The following is a 17,178-nucleotide window of genomic DNA, read 5'->3' as shown; positions in this document are numbered from 1 at the left end:
GACCTAGGGGGCTTCTGATGCCCAGTCCCTCCAGAGCCGTGCGCGGTTTCGGGCTGCCCGACAGCAATCCGGATGGGCACTTCCAGGAGCGCGGGATGTACAGCTCTCGGTACACCGCCGCGTGTCCCCGCTCGTCGGCGTAGACGAGGTGGACGGCGACCCGGGAGTTCTCGATCCGCCCGGCCGTTCCGGTGTGCTGGTGCTGGTGCTGGACCCCGACCGTGTCGGCGCCCTTCTTCACGTCGCCGGTCTCGTCGACGACCAGCATCGCTGCCTCGTCATGGAGGTGCTCGACGATGTATTCGCGCACGTCGTCGCGGACGGCGTCGGCATCCCAGACGACGGGCGGGCCGGGCGGTTGGTGCTCGGCCCGCTGTCGGACTGGAGGGCTCTCTCGCTAAGAGCGGCTGTCCTTGCGGACAGAAACTGACCGCAAGGGTGCGTAGCTTCGTCGGTGTCAGGGGGAAGAGGCCCCCGGTCCGACGAAAGGCGGCGGTCATGGTCACTCACGTTCCCGCGGAGGCACACGGCGACGAGCGCGGAGCGCTGCTTTCCTTCATCGAGGAGCAGCGCGGCGGCATCCGGCGGGCGGTGCTGGGGCTGACCGACGAACAGGCGAGCTCCCGTCCCAGCGCCAGTGAGCTGTCGCTCGCCGGACTGCTCAAGCACGTCGTCGAGGTCGAGCAGATGTGGGTCTCCCTCGCCAAGGGCGAGCCACCGGCCGTCGAGCGGGACCAGAGCAACTGGCACGAGTGCTTCCGGCTGGTCGAGGGCGAGACCGTCGCGTCGCAGCTGGCGTACTGGGAGAAGGTCGCCGCCGAGACGGAGGACTTCGTCCGCTCGGTGCCGAGCCTCGACGACACCTTCGCGCTGCCGGCCCAGCCCTGGTTCCCGCCGGACGGCCGGGTCTCCATGCGCTGGCTCTGCCTGCACCTGATCCGCGAGACGGCCCGGCACGCCGGCCACGCCGACATCATCCGTGAGTCGCTGGACGGTGCCACGGCCTTCGAGCTGGTGGCGAAGGAGCAGGGCAGCTCCTGGGGCTGACCTCCCTGGTCCTACGCTGGCCCCATGTCAGCGATCCGTCTCCTCGTGCTCGGCGCGGTCCGTATGCACGGGCGGGCCCACGGCTACCAGGTGCGCAACGACCTGGAGTACTGGGGCGCGCACGAGTGGTCCAACGCCAAGCCCGGCTCGATCTACCACGCCCTGAAGCAGATGGCGAAGCAGGGACTGCTGCACGCGCACGAGATCGCCCCGTCCACGGCCGGCGGCCCGCCGCGCACGGAGTACGAGATCACCGGGCAGGGCACCGAGGAGTACTTCCGGCTGCTGCGCGAGGCGCTCGTCACGTACGACCAGCGGGGGGACGTGAAGACGGCCGCCGTCGGCTTCGTCGTGGACCTGCCGCGGGCGGAGGCGGTCGCGCTGCTGAAGGAGCGCACCCTGCGGATCGAGCAGTGGCGGGCCTCCGTCCTGGAGCACTACGTCCCCGAGGAGGGGCCCGGACAGCTGGGCCACATCGGCGAGATCATGAACATGTGGGTCCACACGGCCGACTCCGAGGCCGAGTGGACCCGCGGTCTCATCGAGCGCATCGAGGGCGGCGCCTACACCTTCGCCGACGAGGGCGACCCGTTCGTCGGTGTCCTGGCCGAGGACGCGGAGAACCCGTACGCGACGGGGGAGCGGCATCCCGGGGACGATCACTAATCAAATTTGACGAATAGAGGAGGTGGGGTTATTTTCGAGCTTGTAGTCAAGTTTGACTAGCGAGGGAGTCCCTGTGGCCGACACGGCGATCACCGTCGAAGGCGCACGCAAGACGTACGGCGGCAAAGAGGGGAAACACGCACTGGACGGGCTCGACCTGCGGGTTGCGCGCGGCACGGTGCACGGGGTGCTCGGCCCGAACGGCGCGGGCAAGACCACCCTGGTGAGGATCCTGTCCACCCTGTTGCGCCCCGACGCGGGCCGGATCGAGGTGGCCGGGCACGACGTGGTGCGCGAGGCGTACGCCGTACGGCTGCGCATCGGTCTGCTCGGCCAGCACGCCGCGCTCGACGAGGAGCTCGGCGGCCGGCAGAACCTGGAACTGTTCGGCCGGCTGCACCACCTGGGCGCGAAGCGGGCACGCGCGCGTGCCGGTGAACTCCTGGAGCGCTTCGACCTGGCCGGCACCGGCCGCAAGGCGGTCCGGCAGTACAGCGGCGGCATGCGGCGCCGGCTCGACCTCGCCGCCTCCCTGATCACCGAACCGGAGGTGCTCTTCCTGGACGAGCCGACCACCGGCCTCGACCCCCGCGGCCGCGCCGAGGTGTGGAACTCCGTCCGCTCCCTGGTCGGCGGCGGTACGACGGTCCTGCTCACCACGCAGTACCTGGAGGAGGCCGACCAGCTCGCCGACCGCATCTCGGTCGTCGACGCAGGCCGCGTCATCGCCGAGGGCACGGCGGACGAGCTGAAGGCGGAGACCGGCGGCGACCGCATCGACGTGGTCCTGCGCGACGCGGGTCAGCTGGGTGCGGCCGTCGCCCTGTTGCCTCTCACCGGGGTCACCGTCGACACCGACCGCCGCCTGCTGAGCGCCCCGGTGACCGACCGCATGGAGGCGCTCTCCCGGGTCGTAGAGGCCCTTCAGGAGGCCGGGATCGAGGCGGAGGACGTCGCGCTGCGCCGTCCGACGCTGGACGAGGTGTTCCTGCACCTCACCGGAGACGACCGCCGAGTGAAGGAGACCGCGTGACCGCCTACGCCCTGACCGACTCCTGGACCATGACCCGCCGGGAACTCGCCCGCTGGGGGCGGCAGCCGGTCCAGCTGGTCGTCAACCTCGTCTTCCCGGTGATGCTGCTGCTCATGTTCGGCTACCTGGTCGGCGGCGGCCGGGGCGTGGGCGGCGAGTACCGCGACTACCTGGTCCCGGGCATGCTCGCGCTCACCATGGCCTTCGGCCTGGAGGGCACGATGATCGCCGTCACGCAGGACCTCGACAAGGGCGTCATCGACCGCTTCCGCTCCATGCCGATGACCAACGGAGCGGTACTGGTGGGCCGTTCGGCCGCCGACATGCTCCAGTCGGCGATGGCCCTGGTGGTGCTCATCGCCGTGGGCGCCGCGCTCGGCTGGCGGGCCCACGGCGGTCCGGCGGCCTTCCTGGGAGCCGTGGGCCTGCTGCTCCTGTTCCGGTTCGCCATGCTGTGGATCGGCATCCACCTGGCGCTGGTGGCCGGGAGGCCGGAGATGGTCCAGGCCGTGCAGATCCTGGTCTGGCCGGTCGGCTTCCTGTCCAACGCCCTGGCCCTCCCCGACACCATGCCCGGCTGGCTCGGCACGGTCGTCGAGTGGAACCCGATGTCCCACACGGCCACGGCCGTACGGGACCTGTTCGGCGCCCCCGGCGCGGAGCCCGGGCACGTGTGGCCGGCGATCATCTGGCCGCTGACCCTGCTGGCGGTGTTCTTCCCACTGGCGGTACGGAGGTTCGGGCGGCTGAGCCGCTGATCCTCCGATCACTAGTGGTGGAAGCTGGTGGCCGCGTCCTTGTCCCGGGTGAAGGGGCGCGGCTGCCGGCGCAGCTCCGGCAGGAGGCGCTCCAGGTCCTCCGTGAGGAGCTCGGCGAGGTCGGCCGAGAAGCCGTTGCGGCACACGACCCGCAGCACGGACAGGTCCTCGCGGTTGGCCGGGAAGGTGTACGCGGGCACCAGCCAGCCGTGCTCCCGCAGCCGCCGCGAGACGTCGAAGACGTCGTACGCCGTCACGTCCGGCGCGGTCGTGAACGCGAACACCGGCAACTGGTCGCCCCGGGTCAGCAACCGGAAGTCGCCCAGTGCCTCGATCCGCGCGGCGAGCCCCGTGGCCACGTCCCGCGCGGCCTGCTGCACGGCCCGGTAGCCCTCCCGGCCCAGCCGCAGGAACGTGTAGTACTGCGCCACGACCTGCGCGCCCGGCCGGGAGAAGTTGAGCGCGAACGTCGGCATGTCGCCGCCCAGGTAGTTCACCCGGAACACCAGCTCCTCCGGCAGCGCCTCGGCGTCCCGCCACAGCGCCCAGCCGACGCCCGGGTAGACGAGCCCGTACTTGTGACCCGAGGTGTTGATCGACGCCACCCTCGGCAGCCGGAAGTCCCACACCAGGTCCTCGTCGAGGAACGGCGCGACCATGGCGCCGGACGCCCCGTCGACATGCACGGGGATGTCGAGCCCCGTCCGCTCCTGCACCGCGTCCAGCGCCGCGCACAGCTCGGCGACCGGCTCGTAGGACCCGTCGAAGGTCGAGCCCAGGATGCCGACGACCCCGATGGTGTTCTCGTCGCACAGCTCGGCCGCGGCCTGCGGGTCCAGGTGGAAGCGCTCGCCCTCCATGGGGACCAGCCGGGCCTCGACCTCCCAGAAGGTGCAGAACTTCTCCCAGCAGACCTGCACGTTCACGCCCATCACCAGATTGGGCCGCGCCCCCGGGTACCGGTCGGCGTTGCGCCGCGCCCAGCGCCGCTTCAGCGCCATCCCGGCGAGCATGCACGCCTCGCTCGACCCGGTCGTCGAACAGCCCACGGCCGCCGCCGGATCGGGCGCGTGCCACAGGTCGGCGAGCATCGCCACGCACCGCCGCTCCAGTTCGGCCGTGCGCGGGTACTCGTCCTTGTCGATCATGTTCTTGTCCCGGCACTCCGCCATCAGCACCCCGGCCTCCGGCTCCATCCAGGTGGTGACGAAGGTGGCGAGGTTCAGCCGCGCGTTGCCGTCGAGCATCAGCTCGTCGCGCACCAGCTGGTGGGCGGTCGCCGGCGCCATGGGCTGCTCCGGGAGCCGGTGCGTGGGCGGGGCCTCGGCCATGTCGCCGACCGGGTTGGCGGGGCCGTAGAAGGGATTGACGGACAGACGGCGTTCGCCGGTCTGGCGGGGGCCTTCGTTGAGCGGCAAGGGAGCCTCCAGGGGGAGTCGGGGTGTCAGCGGACGGGCGTGCCGTCCGGGTGCAGCTGCATCTGCGGCCGGCCCGTCACCAGCAGCCAGGCCGGCAGCGAGGCGACGCACAGCAGGGCGAGGATCTCCGGCGAATCGATCAGCACCGCGGCGACGAACAGGCTGATCCAGCCCTGCCGGGTGATGGCCAGCAGCATCCCGAGCACACCGGCGGACACCCCCACCGACGGATGCACCCCGGACACCAGGGCGTGCGCGCACAGCCCGAGGGCCGTGCCGGCGAACACGGCCGGGAAGATGCGCCCCCCGCGGAACCCGCAGGACGCGGCGACGAGCAGCGCGGCCAGCTTCACCACCGTCATGACGGCGAACTCCCCGGCCGACCAGCCGTCCGGGTCGTGTGCCAGCTCGGCGACCTCGTCGAGCCCCTTGAACAGCGTCAGATGGCCGCCCAGGGCCGCGAGAGCACCCAGTACGGCCCCGCCCGCCGGGAGCATCAGCATCGGGTGCCGCAGCCGGCGGAAGACACCGTGGACGTGCGGGAACGCGCGCACGGCGCACATGCCGAGCAGCGCGCCCGCCGCGGCGACCACGACGGCCGCCAGCAGGTCCGCCCAGCCCGGCCGGCCGAAGGACGGCAGGTCCAGGTCGAAGCTCGGGCGGTCGATCAGTCTGGCGGTCAGGGCACCGGCCGCGGCGGCGGTCAGCGGCGCGAAGAGGTTGTCCCAGAGCAGACCGCGCGTCTCCTGCCGGGACAGCACCTCGGAGATCACCAGGGCGGCCGCCACGGGCGTGCCGAACAGCGCGCCGATCGTCGCCGCCTCCGCCAGGGCCGGCCAGATCCGGCCCGGCGCCCGGGGGATCGCCCGGCTGCCCAGCCAGACCGCCAGGCCGACGTTCACGGCGATGATCGGGTTCTCGGGGCCCAGGCTCGGCCCGCCGGCCAGCGTCAGCGCGGTCGCCAGCAGCAACCCCGGCAGCACCACGGGCGGCAGGACCGGCGCGTCCAGCCCCACGGTCGCCGGATCCGGTCCCGCGTGCCCCGGCACCTTCCACACCACCAGCCCGACGGCGACACCGGTCGCGACGAGCATCGCGAACATCCACGCCACGGAGTACCGGCCGATGCCGAGGGCGTCCGGGACGGTCTTCCACAGCACGCCCTGGAGTTCCTCGGCGGCGACCTCCACCCCCACCAGGAGCAGGCTGGACATGACACCGACGGCCACGGCGGGCAGGACCGACGGCAGCAGCACGCGCGCGGGGGTCGACGGAGTGACGGAAGGTGCCTGCTGCTCGGTGTCGACCACGGGCACACGATAAACGGATCAAACGCCACAAACCGGAAACGCGCGGGCGCGGGGGTCTCACTCCCGGGCCAGGACCACCGCCGTGCCGTACGCGCACACCTCGGTGCCCACGTCCGCCGCCTCCGTCACGTCGAAGCGGAACGCGAGCACGCCGTTGGCTCCACGCGCGCGTGCCTGTTCGACGAGTCGTTCCATGGCCTGGTTGCGGGTCTGCACGAGCGTCTTGGTGAGCCCGCGCAGCTCGCCGCCGACCATCGACTTCAGCCCGGCGCCGATCTGGCTCCCCAGGTGCCGGGAGCGCACGGTCAGTCCGAAGACCTCGCCGAGTACTTCCTGCACGCGGTGGCCGGGTACGTCGTTCGTGGTGACGACAAGGACGTCGGGCCGAGGGCCTTGTCCGCCGCCGTATTCATCGATGCCCATGGTTCACAGCTTTGACCGGGACCGCGCACAGTGCATCCTGAGTACGCCCATGGAACCTGGGCCATGACGGCTGCGTTGATACTTTGAAGCAGTCAGTGCCCAGCCCGTACCCCCAGCAGCAGGAGCCACATCCCCGTGACCACGCTTGCGCTCGGCCCCGAGTGGCTCAGCCCGGACTACCTGATCTCGACGTTCAGCCTGCCGGGCATCCTGCTCATCGTCTTCGCGGAGTCGGGTCTCTTCGCGTTCCTGCCCGGCGACTCCCTGCTGTTCACGGCGGGCCTCTTCGTCGCCGAGGGCACCTACATCACGCAGCCCCTGTGGCTGGTCTGCACGCTCATCGTGATCGCCGCCGTCGCCGGCGACCAAGTGGGCTACATGATCGGCAAGTTCCTGGGCCCGAAGCTCTTCAACAGGCCGAACTCCAAGCTCTTCAAACAGGAGAACCTGGACAAGGCCCACGAATTCATGGAGAAGTACGGCCCCAAGGCGATCGTCCTGGCCCGCTTCGTCCCGATCGTGCGCACCTTCGCCCCCATCGTGGCCGGCGCCGGCCGCATGAAGTACCGCACGTTCGTCACGTACAACGTCATCGGCGGCATCGCCTGGGGCACCGGCGTCACCCTGGCGGGCTACTGGCTCGGTCAGATCGACTTCATCAAGAAGAACGTCGAGTCGATCCTCATCCTGATCGTCCTGCTCTCGGTCGTCCCGATCATCGTCGAGTACCTCCGCGACCGCTCCAAGAAGAAGCGCGCCGCGTCCGAGGCCCCGGCGGCCCAGCCCCATCCCCCCGTCATGGACGACGCGACGACCCAGCTCCGCCGCATCACCCCGGATGACCAGCCCCACCAGCAGCCGCAGCAGCCCCCGTACGGCAGCCCGAACGGTTACAACGACCAGCAGTACTACGGCCAGTACCCCCAGGCCCCGGGCTACGGCCAGCAGCAGCCCTACGGCACCCAGCAGGGCGGGGGCCAGCCCCCGTACAACGGGGGTTACTGACAGACGACTCGCGGCCGCCAACGGACAGGAAGCCCGAGCACAGGCAGAGGCGCTAGAAACCCCTGGTCCGCTTGGCGGCCCGCCGCTTCTCGGCAGACCCGATCCGCATGAATAGCCGCGAGATTTCCGTTCCCAGGTTCACTCCGATCGCGATGGCCATCGCCAGCGCCACGGCCTTCGACAGCCACACCAGCCCCGCGTCGACATTGTTCTGCGAGATCGACAACAGCCCGAAGTACGACGCGGAACCGGGCAGCAGGGGCCCGATGGCCGCCGTCGTGTACGGGAGCGCCGACGCGAACCGGTACCGGGACAGCAACTGCCCGAACAGCCCCACCAGCCCCGCCGCAACCGCCGTCGAGGCAACCGGCGAGAATTCGCCCGTGTAGTGCATCGCGCCGTACACCGACCACGCGACACCGCCGTTCAACGTCACCGCCAGCACGGTGGATCGTTCCTGCTGAAGCAGTATCGCGAAGGCCAGGGACAACAGCATCGACGCGCCGATCTGCAACAGCGGCCGTGGATCGGTACTCAGAGCCGCCTCGGGGGTGAGGCGGGCGCCCAACTGGACGCCGACGTAGAGCATCACCAGCACTCCGACGACGATGCCCACGAAGAAGTACATGACTTCCAGCAGCCGTGCGGACGCCGTGATGTAGTAGCCGGTCAGACCGTCCTGCACGCCCGCCACCAACGCCCGCCCGGGCAGCAGCGCGAACAGCCCACCAGTGATCACCGCGGACGCCTCGACATCCACGTGCGCCAGCGCCAGCGCGATCCCGATCGCGGCCGGAGGCGTCGCGGCGACCGTGAACTGGTAGAACTCCGGCAGCCCGCGCCCCGCGCACAGCCAAGCCAGCCGGTCGCCGAGCATCGCGCCCAGCACGGCCGCGAAGAAGACGATCAGGTCACCACCGACCAGCACCGATGCCGAGCCCGCCAGCAGCCCGCTTGCGGCGGTCAGTACCCAGCCGGGATAGGGGTGCCGGTTGCGGCGGATCTCGGCGAGTCGCCCGTAGGCCTCCTCCAGGGAGATCTGCGCCTCCGGGTCGCTGAGGTCGTCCACCAGCTGGTACACGGCCGCCAGACGCGTGTAGTCGGTGCCCCGGCGGCGTACCGTCCGGGACGCCGTCACGGGGTCGTCGACCAGGGACGGCTGGTGGGAGATCGACAGCAGGGTGAAGGTGACGTTCGGCTCGCAGCGGTCCAGGCCGTAGGACCGGCAGACGGCGAACATCGCCGCCTCCACGTCCTCGGCGCCCTCGCCGCCCGCCAGCAGCAGTTCACCGATACGCAGCGTCAGGTCGAGCACACGCGGAACAGCCGGACCCTCGTCCTCCTCCGCCTTGTGCGCGGGCTCCGGCGCGGGCCGCTCGGCCACCGGCATCCGCAGCATCGTGCGCATCCGGTCCTGCCAGGGCACGTCCTTGGTCAGACTGATCACGGGGATGCCGGTCGGCGGCGTGAAGGCGGGCGGGGCGTTTTTGGCGCTGTAGGTCCTCGGCGGGTTGAACGCCGAACCCTCCGGCTCCGCCGCGGGCGCCTGCGGGACGTCGAGTCCCTTGGGGAAGACGAACTCGGACGTCGTCTCCGACTCCGTACCGGTCGTTCGGGGCACGGCCAGCCCCTCCGGGATCGCGAACTCCGACGTCGTCGACATGTCCCCGTCGACGGCGGCCCCGGGCGGAGGCATGAAGGCGCTCCTCGCCTCGTCCGACTTCGGCTTGCGGTCCTCCGCGTCCGTCACTGCCTGGCGCTCCCTGTACGACACTGCCACGTCACCCTCAGTACCCGTCAGCCTCAGTATGCGCACATACGGACGAACGGGCCGCACGCGCAGGCGTGCGGCCCGTGGACGTCAGGGGGGTGGGGTCAGTGACCGCCCTGCTCCTTGAAGCGCTTGTAGGACCGCTCGATCTCGATCTCGGCGTCCGTACGGCCCACCCAGTTGGCGCCCTCGACCGACTTGCCGGGCTCCAGGTCCTTGTAGACCTCGAAGAAGTGCTGGATCTCCAGGCGGTCGAACTCCGACACGTGGTGGATGTCCCGCAGGTGCTCCACGCGCGGGTCCGTCGCCGGCACGCACAGCAGCTTGTCGTCGCCGCCGGCCTCGTCCGTCATCCGGAACATGCCGATGGCCCGGCACTTGATGAGGCAGCCCGGGAACGTCGGCTCGTCCAGGATGACCAGCGCGTCCAGCGGGTCGCCGTCCTCGCCGAGGGTGTTCTCGACGAAGCCGTAGTCGGTCGGGTAGGCGGTCGAGGTGAAGAGTCGCCGGTCCAGGCGGATACGACCGGTCTCGTGGTCCACCTCGTACTTGTTGCGCGAACCCTTCGGAATCTCGATCGTGACGTCGAACTCCACCGGTGGCTCCTCCATGATCAACACATAGTTCTGGTGGTTAAGTGTCCCTCACGCAGGTGTGTGATCGCGAAAGGGGCTGGTGGTCGTGCCGGAGCTGCGTCCTTGGCGGGCCGCGAGGCCGCACGTGGTGCGGATCGCGGAGGCCGTACGACCGCGCCTGGCCAGGGCCGTCGCGGCCGCGAAACCACGGGTCGCGCGGCTCGTCCGAGCCGGAAAGCCGCAGGTCGCGCGGGTCACACGGCCGAAGACCTGGCCGTACACCGCGGGCGCCGCCACCGCCGGCCTCGCACTGGCTGCCGGTGTGGTGACCGCCGCCGGCCCCTGGGACTCCTCGGGTCAGCGTACGGCCGAGCGGGACCGGGCCGCGGCCCTGGGCCGCACGGGTGGCACAGATCACGGCCGGGTCCCCGGCGCGCCCGCGCAGCCCCGGCCCGCCCCCAGCGCCGGGCCCGTGCTGACCGGCCTCGGCGGCGTCAGCACCGTGAGGTCCGCCCCGGGCGGCAAGGCCCTCGCGAAGACCCTCACGCCCCTGCTGAAGGACCCGGCGCTCGGCCCCCGGCCGGCAGCGGCGGTCGTGGACGTCACGACCGGCAGGCGCCTGTACGGCACGGACTCGGACGCCCCGCTCATCCCGGCCTCGACGACGAAGATCGCCACGGCCGTCGCCGCGCTGTCCGCGATGGGCGCCGACCACCGCCTCACCACCCGAGCCGCGCTGGAACCCGACACGAACGAAGTCGTCCTGGTCGGCGGCGGCGACCCCACCCTCACGGCCCGCGAGGCCTCCGACGGCTCGGCCAGTCTGCGGGTCCTGGCCGACCGGACGGCCGCGGCCCTGGCCCAACGTGGCGTCCGCGACGTCACGCTCTCCTACGACACGACCCGCTACGCGGGCACCCAGAAGCACCCGATCGGGGTCAACCCCAACCTCGCCCCCGTCAGCCCTCTGATGGTTGACGAGGGCCGCACGGACGACTCGACCAGCGGCCCGGTCACCCGCGTGACCGACCCGGCCGCCGACGCGGGCCGCCGCTTCGGGGACCTCCTGAAGTCCCGCGGCATCAAGACCACGGCCCCCGGCCCCTCGAAGGCCACGGCCCGCGCGAAGACCCTGGCCACCGTGGACTCGCCCCCGCTCTCGGCCCTCGTCGAACGGATGCTGACCAACAGCGACAACGACATCGCCGAGGCCCTCGCCCGCCAGACGGCGATCGCCACGGGCCACCCGGCCGACTTCGCCGGCGCCGACCGGGCGATCAACGACCGGCTCCGCAGACTCGGGCTGCCCCTCGAGGGCGCCGCCTTCAAGGACGGCAGCGGCCTGGACCGCGCCGACCGACTCACCGCCGACCTCCTCACCGCCCTCCTGGCCAAGGCCGCCGACCCCGCCCACCCCGAACTCCGCCCGGCCCTCACCGGCCTCCCCGTGGCCGGGTTCACGGGCACCCTGACCACCCGCTACAAGGACGGCGCAGCCGGCGTCGTCCGCGCCAAGACAGGCACCCTGACCGGCGTGAACACCCTCGCGGGCACGGTCGTCGACCAGGACGGCCGCCTGCTGGCCTTCGCCTTCATGGCCAACAACACGAACGACCCAGAAGCGGCCCAGACGGCCCTGGACAGGGCGGCGACGACCCTGGCGGCCTGCGGCTGCCGGTAGGCAGTACCGCCGTGGGCAGTCGTTCCGCTGGGGCGATGGGGGTCCCCCCTGCTCGAGCGAAGTCGACAGCTTGGGGGAGGGTGGGCACGGCCGACAACGCCGAGTACCGGCAAACGGACCCCAGCCCTTCCCGACCCAGCACACCGACCACAACGCCGAGCACCCGACAACGAACCCGGCGTCCCCCAACCCTCGCCGCCCTGCCCCAGCGGCCGGCGCTCACGTACGGTTGACGCATGACGAGCATCGGTGGTGCTTCAACCGGCATGGTCGACTGGAATCTCGCGGTCGCGACCGCGACCCGGCTCGTACGGCCGGGCCCCGAGGTCAGCCGCGACGAGGCCCGGGCCGTCGTCGCGGAGCTGCGAAGGCATGCCAAGGCCTCGGAGGGACACGTCCGGGGCTTCACTCGTCTGGGCACGGAGGAGGGCCACGACACCCCCGTCCTGGTCGTCGACCGCCCGGGCTGGATCCGGGCGAACGTCGCCGGCTTCCGGGAACTGCTGAAGCCCCTGCTCGACAAGATGCAGGACCGGCGCGGCAACACCCCCGGCGGCGCGGTGATGAGCGCCGTCGGCGGCAAGGTCACCGGCGTGGAGCTCGGCATGCTCCTGTCCTTCCTGGCCTCCCGCGTCCTCGGCCAGTACGAGACCTTCGCCCCGGCCACACGCCAGCTCCCGGCCGGGGAGAACGGCGGCGGCCGGCTCCTGCTCGTCGCCCCGAACATCGTGCACGTGGAGCGCGAACTCGATGTCGACCCGCACGACTTCAGGCTCTGGGTGTGCCTGCACGAGGAGACGCACCGCACGCAGTTCACGGCCGTGCCCTGGCTGCGCGACCACCTCGAGGGAGAGATCCAGTCCTTCCTGGGCGAGACCGACGTCGACCCCATGACCGTCCTGGAACGCGTACGGGAGGCCGCACAGAGCCTCGCCGGGGGCCGCCCCGAGGCCGAGGAGGACGACGGCGGCCGCTCCCTCGTCGAGATCGTGCAGACGCCCGCCCAGCGCGAGATCCTCGGCCGCCTCACGGCCGTGATGTCCCTGCTGGAGGGCCACGCCGACTTCGTGATGGACGGCGTCGGACCGGACGTCGTACCGACCGTCGGGGAGATCCGCGAGAAGTTCCAGCAGCGCCGCGCCAAGGGCGCCTCCCGGCTGGACCTGGCCCTGCGCAAGCTGCTCGGCCTGGACGCCAAGCTCCGCCAGTACCGGGACGGCGAACGCTTCGTACGGGCCGTCGTCGACGAGGTCGGCATGGACGGCTTCAACCGCGTGTGGACCTCGCCCAACACCCTCCCCACCAAGGCGGAGATCGCCAAACCGGCGGACTGGATCGCGCGGGTGCATCGCAGGACCGAGTAGTGAACATGGCGGGAGGGTCGTGAAAGGAAACGGGCCGACGGCAGGCGAACGCCCCTCCAATCACCCGTCCGAGGGACCGTGAGCGAGGGGTAGGCGTGCAATGCTCGGGGAACGGCCCGGTTCTGTCACCATCTACACACTCTGCGTGACCGGCATCGGGCTCACCCCCCGAAAACTTCATGAAGGGAACCGGACATGGGTCCCCATCCTGCGGTCGCGGCGATACGCCTGGCGGTCCGCCGCGTCCTCCACGACCTGCTCACCGAACACCACAGCGCCACCGCCGCACCCCCGCACGCCCCCTCGCACGAGCCGCCGCCCCCGCCGCTCGTGCTCGTGGCATGCTCCGGCGGCGCCGACTCCATGGCCCTCGCCTCCGCCCTCGCCTTCGAGTCCCCCAAGCTCGGCATCAGAGCCGGCGGCGTGACCGTCGACCACGGCCTCCAGCCCGGCTCGGACGTACGGGCCGCGGAAGTCGTCCAGCGCCTGCGCGAACTCGGCCTCGACCCCGTCGACTCCGTCGCCGTGACCGTCGGCCGCGCGGGCGGCCCCGAAGCCGCCGCCCGCGACGCCCGCTACGCCGCACTCGACACCGCCGCCGAACGCCACGGCGCCGCCGCGGTCCTGCTCGGCCACACGCGGGACGACCAGGCCGAAACCGTCCTGCTCGGCCTCGCCCGCGGCTCCGGCATCCGCTCGCTGTCCGGAATGGCCGCGGTCTCGGGGGCCGACGGCCGTTACCGCCGCCCCTTCCTGGAACTCGACCGGCAGACCGCCCGCAAGGCCTGCATGGTCCAGTCCCTGCCCGTCTGGGACGACCCCCACAACGCCGACCCGGCCTACACCCGCTCCCGGCTGCGCCACGAGGGCCTGCCCGCCCTGGAGAAGGCCCTCGGCAAGGGCGTCGTCGAGGCCCTCGCCCGCACGGCTCAGCTCTCCCGCGACGACGCCGACGCCCTGGACTCCTGGGCCGCCCGGGCGGAGGCCACCGTCCGCGACGCCGCCGGGCAGCTGGAGTGCGCGAAGCTCTACGCCCTGCCGCCCGCCGTACGCCGCCGGGTGCTGCGCCGGGCCGCCATCGCAGCCGGTGCCCCGGCCGGTTCGCTGTTCGCCCGGCACCTCGAGGAAGTCGACCGGTTGATCACCGGCTGGCGCGGTCAGGGTGCCATCAACCTCCCCGGCAAGGTCGTGGCCCGGCGGCAGGGTGGCAGACTGGTGATTCGGCAAGGCTGAATCACGTCCCCCCTCCGAGCAGTCGGTGGAGGGGCCGCTCAGTCAGGGACGACCGAAAGTGATGCGGGTGGACGCGAAAGACATGGGTGCCGACCTTCAGCAGGTACTCATCACCAAGGAAGAGATCGACGCCAAGCTGGCCGAGCTGGCCGCGAAGATCGACGCGGAGTACGCGGGCAAGGACCTCCTGATCGTCGGCGTCCTCAAGGGCGCGGTGATGGTCATGGCCGATCTCGCCCGGGCGCTGTCCACCCCCCTCACCATGGACTGGATGGCCGTATCCTCGTACGGGGCGGGCACCCAGTCCTCCGGTGTGGTGCGGATCCTCAAGGACCTCGACACCGACATCAAGGGCAAGCACGTCCTCATCGTCGAGGACATCATCGACTCCGGCCTGACCCTGTCCTGGCTGATCTCCAACCTCGGCTCGCGCGAGCCCGCCTCCCTCAAGGTGTGCACGCTGCTGCGCAAGCCCGAGGCCGCGAAGGTCGCCATCGACGTGGAATGGGTCGGGTTCGACATCCCCAACGAATTCGTCGTCGGCTACGGCCTCGACTACGCCGAGAAGTACCGCAACCTCCCGTTCGTCGGTACGCTCGCGCCCCACGTGTACGGCGGCTGAAATTCCGGCCGGGTGCCGTGCCGGTGATCGGGAACCCCAGCGGGCTTCCCGCCGTTGGAGCATGCGTAGACGGATCGCCAGTCGTCCCGCGCGGCTTCAGGTGACAATGCTGGGGTACCGTCCGAAGAACAGCCTTTATCAAACTCACTATGGCAGGAGGGACGGGGCGGCACCGCTCCGTATGGATGGACGTGAAGCGATACTTCCGTGGGCCGGTCATGTGGATCGTGCTGGCCGTCCTTGCCGTGGTCGTGTTGATGCAGGTCGTCGGCTCGTCCGGCGGCTACAAGACGGTGGACACCGGCCAGGTCGTCCAGGCGATCAATGACAACAAGGTCGAGTCGGCCAAGCTGACCACCGGCGACGAGCAGACCATCAAGGCCTCGCTCAAGGACGGCGTAAAGATCGAGGGCAGCTCGAAGATCCAGGCGAGCTACATCGGCGACCAGGGCGTGACGATTGCCAACACGCTCCAGGCGAAGTTCCAGGACAAGCAGATCCCGGACGGCTACACGGTCTCGCCGTCCAAGCAGAACCCGTTCGTCGGGATCCTGCTCTCGCTGCTCCCCTTCGTCCTCATCGTGGTCGTCTTCCTGTTCCTGATGAATCAGATGCAGGGCGGCGGCTCCCGGGTCATGAACTTCGGGAAGTCCAAGGCGAAGCTCATCACCAAGGACACCCCGAAGACGACGTTCTCGGACGTCGCCGGCTCGGACGAGGCAGTCGAGGAGCTCCACGAGATCAAGGAGTTCCTCCAGGAGCCGGCCAAGTTCCAGGCCGTCGGCGCCAAGATCCCCAAGGGCGTGCTGCTGTACGGCCCGCCCGGTACCGGCAAGACGCTGCTCGCGCGTGCCGTCGCGGGTGAGGCCGGGGTGCCGTTCTACTCGATCTCCGGTTCCGACTTCGTCGAGATGTTCGTCGGTGTCGGTGCCTCCCGGGTCCGTGACCTGTTCGAGCAGGCCAAGGCGAACGCCCCGGCGATCGTCTTCGTCGACGAGATCGACGCGGTCGGCCGCCACCGCGGCGCCGGCCTCGGCGGTGGTCACGACGAGCGTGAGCAGACGCTGAACCAGCTGCTCGTCGAGATGGACGGCTTCGACGTCAAGGGCGGCGTGATCCTCATCGCCGCGACGAACCGGCCCGACATCCTCGACCCGGCGCTGCTGCGCCCCGGCCGCTTCGACCGGCAGATCGCCGTCGACCGCCCGGACATGCAGGGCCGTCTGGAGATCCTTAAGGTTCACCAGAAGGGCAAGCCGGTCGCTCCGGACGTCGACCTGTCGGCCGTCGCCCGCCGTACGCCCGGTATGACCGGTGCCGACCTGGCCAACGTGCTGAACGAGGCCGCCCTGCTGACGGCCCGCAGCGACCAGAAGCTGATCGACAACCACATGCTGGACGAGGCGATCGACCGTGTGGTCGCGGGCCCGCAGAAGCGGACCCGGATCATGTCGGACAAGGAGAAGAAGATCACCGCGTACCACGAGGGCGGTCACGCCCTGGTCGCGGCGGCCTCGCCGAACTCCGATCCCGTCCACAAGATCACGATCCTGTCGAGAGGCCGCGCCCTCGGCTACACGATGGTGCTGCCGGACGAGGACAAGTACTCGACCACGCGCAACGAGATGCTGGACCAGCTGGCCTACATGCTGGGCGGCCGCGCGGCCGAGGAGCTCGTCTTCCACGACCCGACGACGGGTGCCGCCAACGACATCGAGAAGGCCACGGGCCTGGCCCGGGCGATGGTCACGCAGTACGGCATGACCGAGCGTCTCGGCGCGATCAAGTTCGGCGGAGACAACACCGAGCCCTTCCTCGGACGTGAGATGTCTCACCAGCGCGACTACTCGGAAGAGGTCGCCGCGCTGGTCGACGAAGAGGTCAAGAAGCTCATCGAGACCGCGCACAACGAGGCCTGGGAGATCCTGGTCGAGAACCGCGACGTCCTCGACAACCTCGTGCTGCAGCTGCTGGAGAAGGAGACGCTGGGCAAGGAGGAGATCGCCGAGATCTTCGCCCCGATCGTCAAGCGCCCGCCCAGGCCCGCCTGGACCGGCTCCTCCCGCCGTACGCCGTCCACCCGCCCGCCGGTCCTCTCCCCCAAGGAGCTGGCCCTGACGAACGGGGCGAACGGCGCGACGCCGGCCATCACCACCGCGAAGAACACCGCGGCGGAGCCCGCCCCGGCGCCCGAGCGAGCCCCGGAGGACCGCACCGAGAGCTGACCACCGCTCTCCCGGTGTCCCCACCGGGCCCGGAATGGATGCCGCGC

General features: G+C 70.7%; 15 protein-coding genes and 1 pseudogene. 10 read left to right on the top strand and 6 right to left on the bottom strand.

Translation table 11 applies throughout. The features are described 5' to 3' along the window. Positions 1–82 precede the first annotated feature (82 nt). Positions 83–343, bottom strand: a pseudogene (locus tag SCNRRL3882_RS17915) (transposase); the annotation flags it as partial. Positions 344–498: 155 nt separating this feature from the next. Here SCNRRL3882_RS17915 and SCNRRL3882_RS17910 point away from each other — a divergent pair. The 4 genes from SCNRRL3882_RS17910 to SCNRRL3882_RS17895 all read left to right on the top strand — a co-directional run bounded on the left by SCNRRL3882_RS17910 (position 499) and on the right by SCNRRL3882_RS17895 (position 3,504). Further along, entirely contained in the window at positions 499–1,047 is a 549-nt protein-coding gene (locus tag SCNRRL3882_RS17910) for a DinB family protein (protein WP_010044277.1), read from the top strand. 24 nt (positions 1,048–1,071) lie between these two features. Then, on the top strand, positions 1,072–1,713 hold the full coding sequence (locus SCNRRL3882_RS17905; RefSeq protein WP_010044280.1) for a PadR family transcriptional regulator: 642 nt from the start codon (positions 1,072–1,074) through the stop codon (positions 1,711–1,713). 73 nt (positions 1,714–1,786) lie between these two features. Then, positions 1,787–2,746: a daunorubicin resistance protein DrrA family ABC transporter ATP-binding protein gene (locus SCNRRL3882_RS17900; protein WP_010044281.1), complete on the top strand. Its 960-nt coding sequence runs from the start codon at positions 1,787–1,789 to the stop codon at positions 2,744–2,746. Beyond that, positions 2,743–3,504, top strand: coding sequence for an ABC transporter permease (locus SCNRRL3882_RS17895; protein WP_010044282.1), 762 nt, complete (start codon positions 2,743–2,745; stop codon positions 3,502–3,504). Before SCNRRL3882_RS17900 ends, SCNRRL3882_RS17895 begins: the two co-directional genes overlap by 4 nt. 11 nt (positions 3,505–3,515) lie before the next feature. On the opposite strand, the gene SCNRRL3882_RS17890 is transcribed toward SCNRRL3882_RS17895, so the two are convergent. Genes SCNRRL3882_RS17890 through SCNRRL3882_RS17880 form a run of 3 tightly spaced genes read right to left on the bottom strand, consistent with a single transcriptional unit; the run spans position 3,516 to position 6,655 of the window. Then, on the bottom strand, positions 3,516–4,922 hold the full coding sequence (locus SCNRRL3882_RS17890; RefSeq protein WP_010044283.1) for a glutamate decarboxylase: 1,407 nt from the start codon (positions 4,920–4,922) through the stop codon (positions 3,516–3,518). Positions 4,923–4,948: 26 nt separating this feature from the next. After that, entirely contained in the window at positions 4,949–6,238 is a 1,290-nt protein-coding gene (locus SCNRRL3882_RS17885; RefSeq protein WP_010044284.1) for an ion channel protein, read from the bottom strand. A gap of 51 nt (positions 6,239–6,289) precedes the next feature. Beyond that, positions 6,290–6,655, bottom strand: a complete 366-nt coding sequence (locus SCNRRL3882_RS17880) for a YbjQ family protein (protein ID WP_010044286.1) — start codon at positions 6,653–6,655, stop codon at positions 6,290–6,292. Positions 6,656–6,790: 135 nt separating this feature from the next. Here SCNRRL3882_RS17880 and SCNRRL3882_RS17875 point away from each other — a divergent pair, with 135 nt between their 5' ends. Then, positions 6,791–7,660 carry a DedA family protein gene (locus SCNRRL3882_RS17875; protein ID WP_010044287.1) on the top strand — a complete coding sequence of 290 codons (870 nt, stop codon included), beginning with the start codon at positions 6,791–6,793 and terminating at the stop codon, positions 7,658–7,660. 52 nt (positions 7,661–7,712) lie between these two features. Here the strand turns inward: SCNRRL3882_RS17875 and SCNRRL3882_RS17870 are convergent, their stop codons facing one another. Further along, positions 7,713–9,410: a threonine/serine ThrE exporter family protein gene (locus SCNRRL3882_RS17870; protein ID WP_010044288.1), complete on the bottom strand. Its 1,698-nt coding sequence runs from the start codon at positions 9,408–9,410 to the stop codon at positions 7,713–7,715. 125 nt (positions 9,411–9,535) lie between these two features. Continuing rightward, positions 9,536–10,027 (bottom strand): inorganic diphosphatase, encoded by a 492-nt coding sequence (locus SCNRRL3882_RS17865; RefSeq protein ID WP_010044289.1) that lies wholly within the window; start codon positions 10,025–10,027, stop codon positions 9,536–9,538. Positions 10,028–10,106: 79 nt separating this feature from the next. Between SCNRRL3882_RS17865 and dacB the strand changes: the two genes are divergently transcribed. From dacB to ftsH, 5 genes are all read left to right on the top strand, one after another. Then, positions 10,107–11,687 carry a D-alanyl-D-alanine carboxypeptidase/D-alanyl-D-alanine-endopeptidase gene (gene dacB, locus SCNRRL3882_RS17860; RefSeq protein WP_010044292.1) on the top strand — a complete coding sequence of 527 codons (1,581 nt, stop codon included), beginning with the start codon at positions 10,107–10,109 and terminating at the stop codon, positions 11,685–11,687. A gap of 236 nt (positions 11,688–11,923) precedes the next feature. Continuing rightward, positions 11,924–13,051, top strand: coding sequence for a zinc-dependent metalloprotease (locus tag SCNRRL3882_RS17855; protein WP_029181482.1), 1,128 nt, complete (start codon positions 11,924–11,926; stop codon positions 13,049–13,051). A 195-nt stretch (positions 13,052–13,246) separates the two neighbouring features. Continuing rightward, positions 13,247–14,284, top strand: coding sequence for a tRNA lysidine(34) synthetase TilS (gene tilS / locus SCNRRL3882_RS17850; RefSeq protein WP_010044296.1), 1,038 nt, complete (start codon positions 13,247–13,249; stop codon positions 14,282–14,284). 61 nt (positions 14,285–14,345) lie between these two features. Beyond that, entirely contained in the window at positions 14,346–14,906 is a 561-nt protein-coding gene (hpt, locus tag SCNRRL3882_RS17845) for a hypoxanthine phosphoribosyltransferase (RefSeq protein WP_020270244.1), read from the top strand. A 185-nt stretch (positions 14,907–15,091) separates the two neighbouring features. Continuing rightward, on the top strand, positions 15,092–17,131 hold the full coding sequence (ftsH, locus tag SCNRRL3882_RS17840; protein WP_010044300.1) for an ATP-dependent zinc metalloprotease FtsH: 2,040 nt from the start codon (positions 15,092–15,094) through the stop codon (positions 17,129–17,131). The last annotated feature ends 47 nt before the right edge of the window (positions 17,132–17,178 follow it).

The organism is Streptomyces chartreusis NRRL 3882 (assembly GCF_900236475.1).
In the GTDB taxonomy this organism is placed as follows: Bacteria; Actinomycetota; Actinomycetes; order Streptomycetales; family Streptomycetaceae; genus Streptomyces; species Streptomyces chartreusis_D.
The sequence above is the reverse complement of the archived record's forward strand: the minus strand, read 5'-3'. Positions and strand labels throughout refer to the sequence as shown.

What these genes read in the sequence shown, in the direction of transcription:
- SCNRRL3882_RS17880 (WP_010044286.1), bottom strand. Translation starts at nt 6,655, where the DNA reads ATGGGCATCGATGAATACGGCGGCGGACAAGGCCCTCGGCCCGACGTC.
- SCNRRL3882_RS17910 (WP_010044277.1), top strand. Translation starts at nt 499, where the DNA reads ATGGTCACTCACGTTCCCGCGGAGGCACACGGCGACGAGCGCGGAGCG.
- ftsH (WP_010044300.1), top strand. Translation starts at nt 15,092, where the DNA reads ATGGACGTGAAGCGATACTTCCGTGGGCCGGTCATGTGGATCGTGCTG.
- tilS (WP_010044296.1), top strand. Translation starts at nt 13,247, where the DNA reads ATGGGTCCCCATCCTGCGGTCGCGGCGATACGCCTGGCGGTCCGCCGC.
- hpt (WP_020270244.1), top strand. Translation starts at nt 14,346, where the DNA reads ATGCGGGTGGACGCGAAAGACATGGGTGCCGACCTTCAGCAGGTACTC.
- SCNRRL3882_RS17905 (WP_010044280.1), top strand. Translation starts at nt 1,072, where the DNA reads ATGTCAGCGATCCGTCTCCTCGTGCTCGGCGCGGTCCGTATGCACGGG.
- SCNRRL3882_RS17855 (WP_029181482.1), top strand. Translation starts at nt 11,924, where the DNA reads ATGACGAGCATCGGTGGTGCTTCAACCGGCATGGTCGACTGGAATCTC.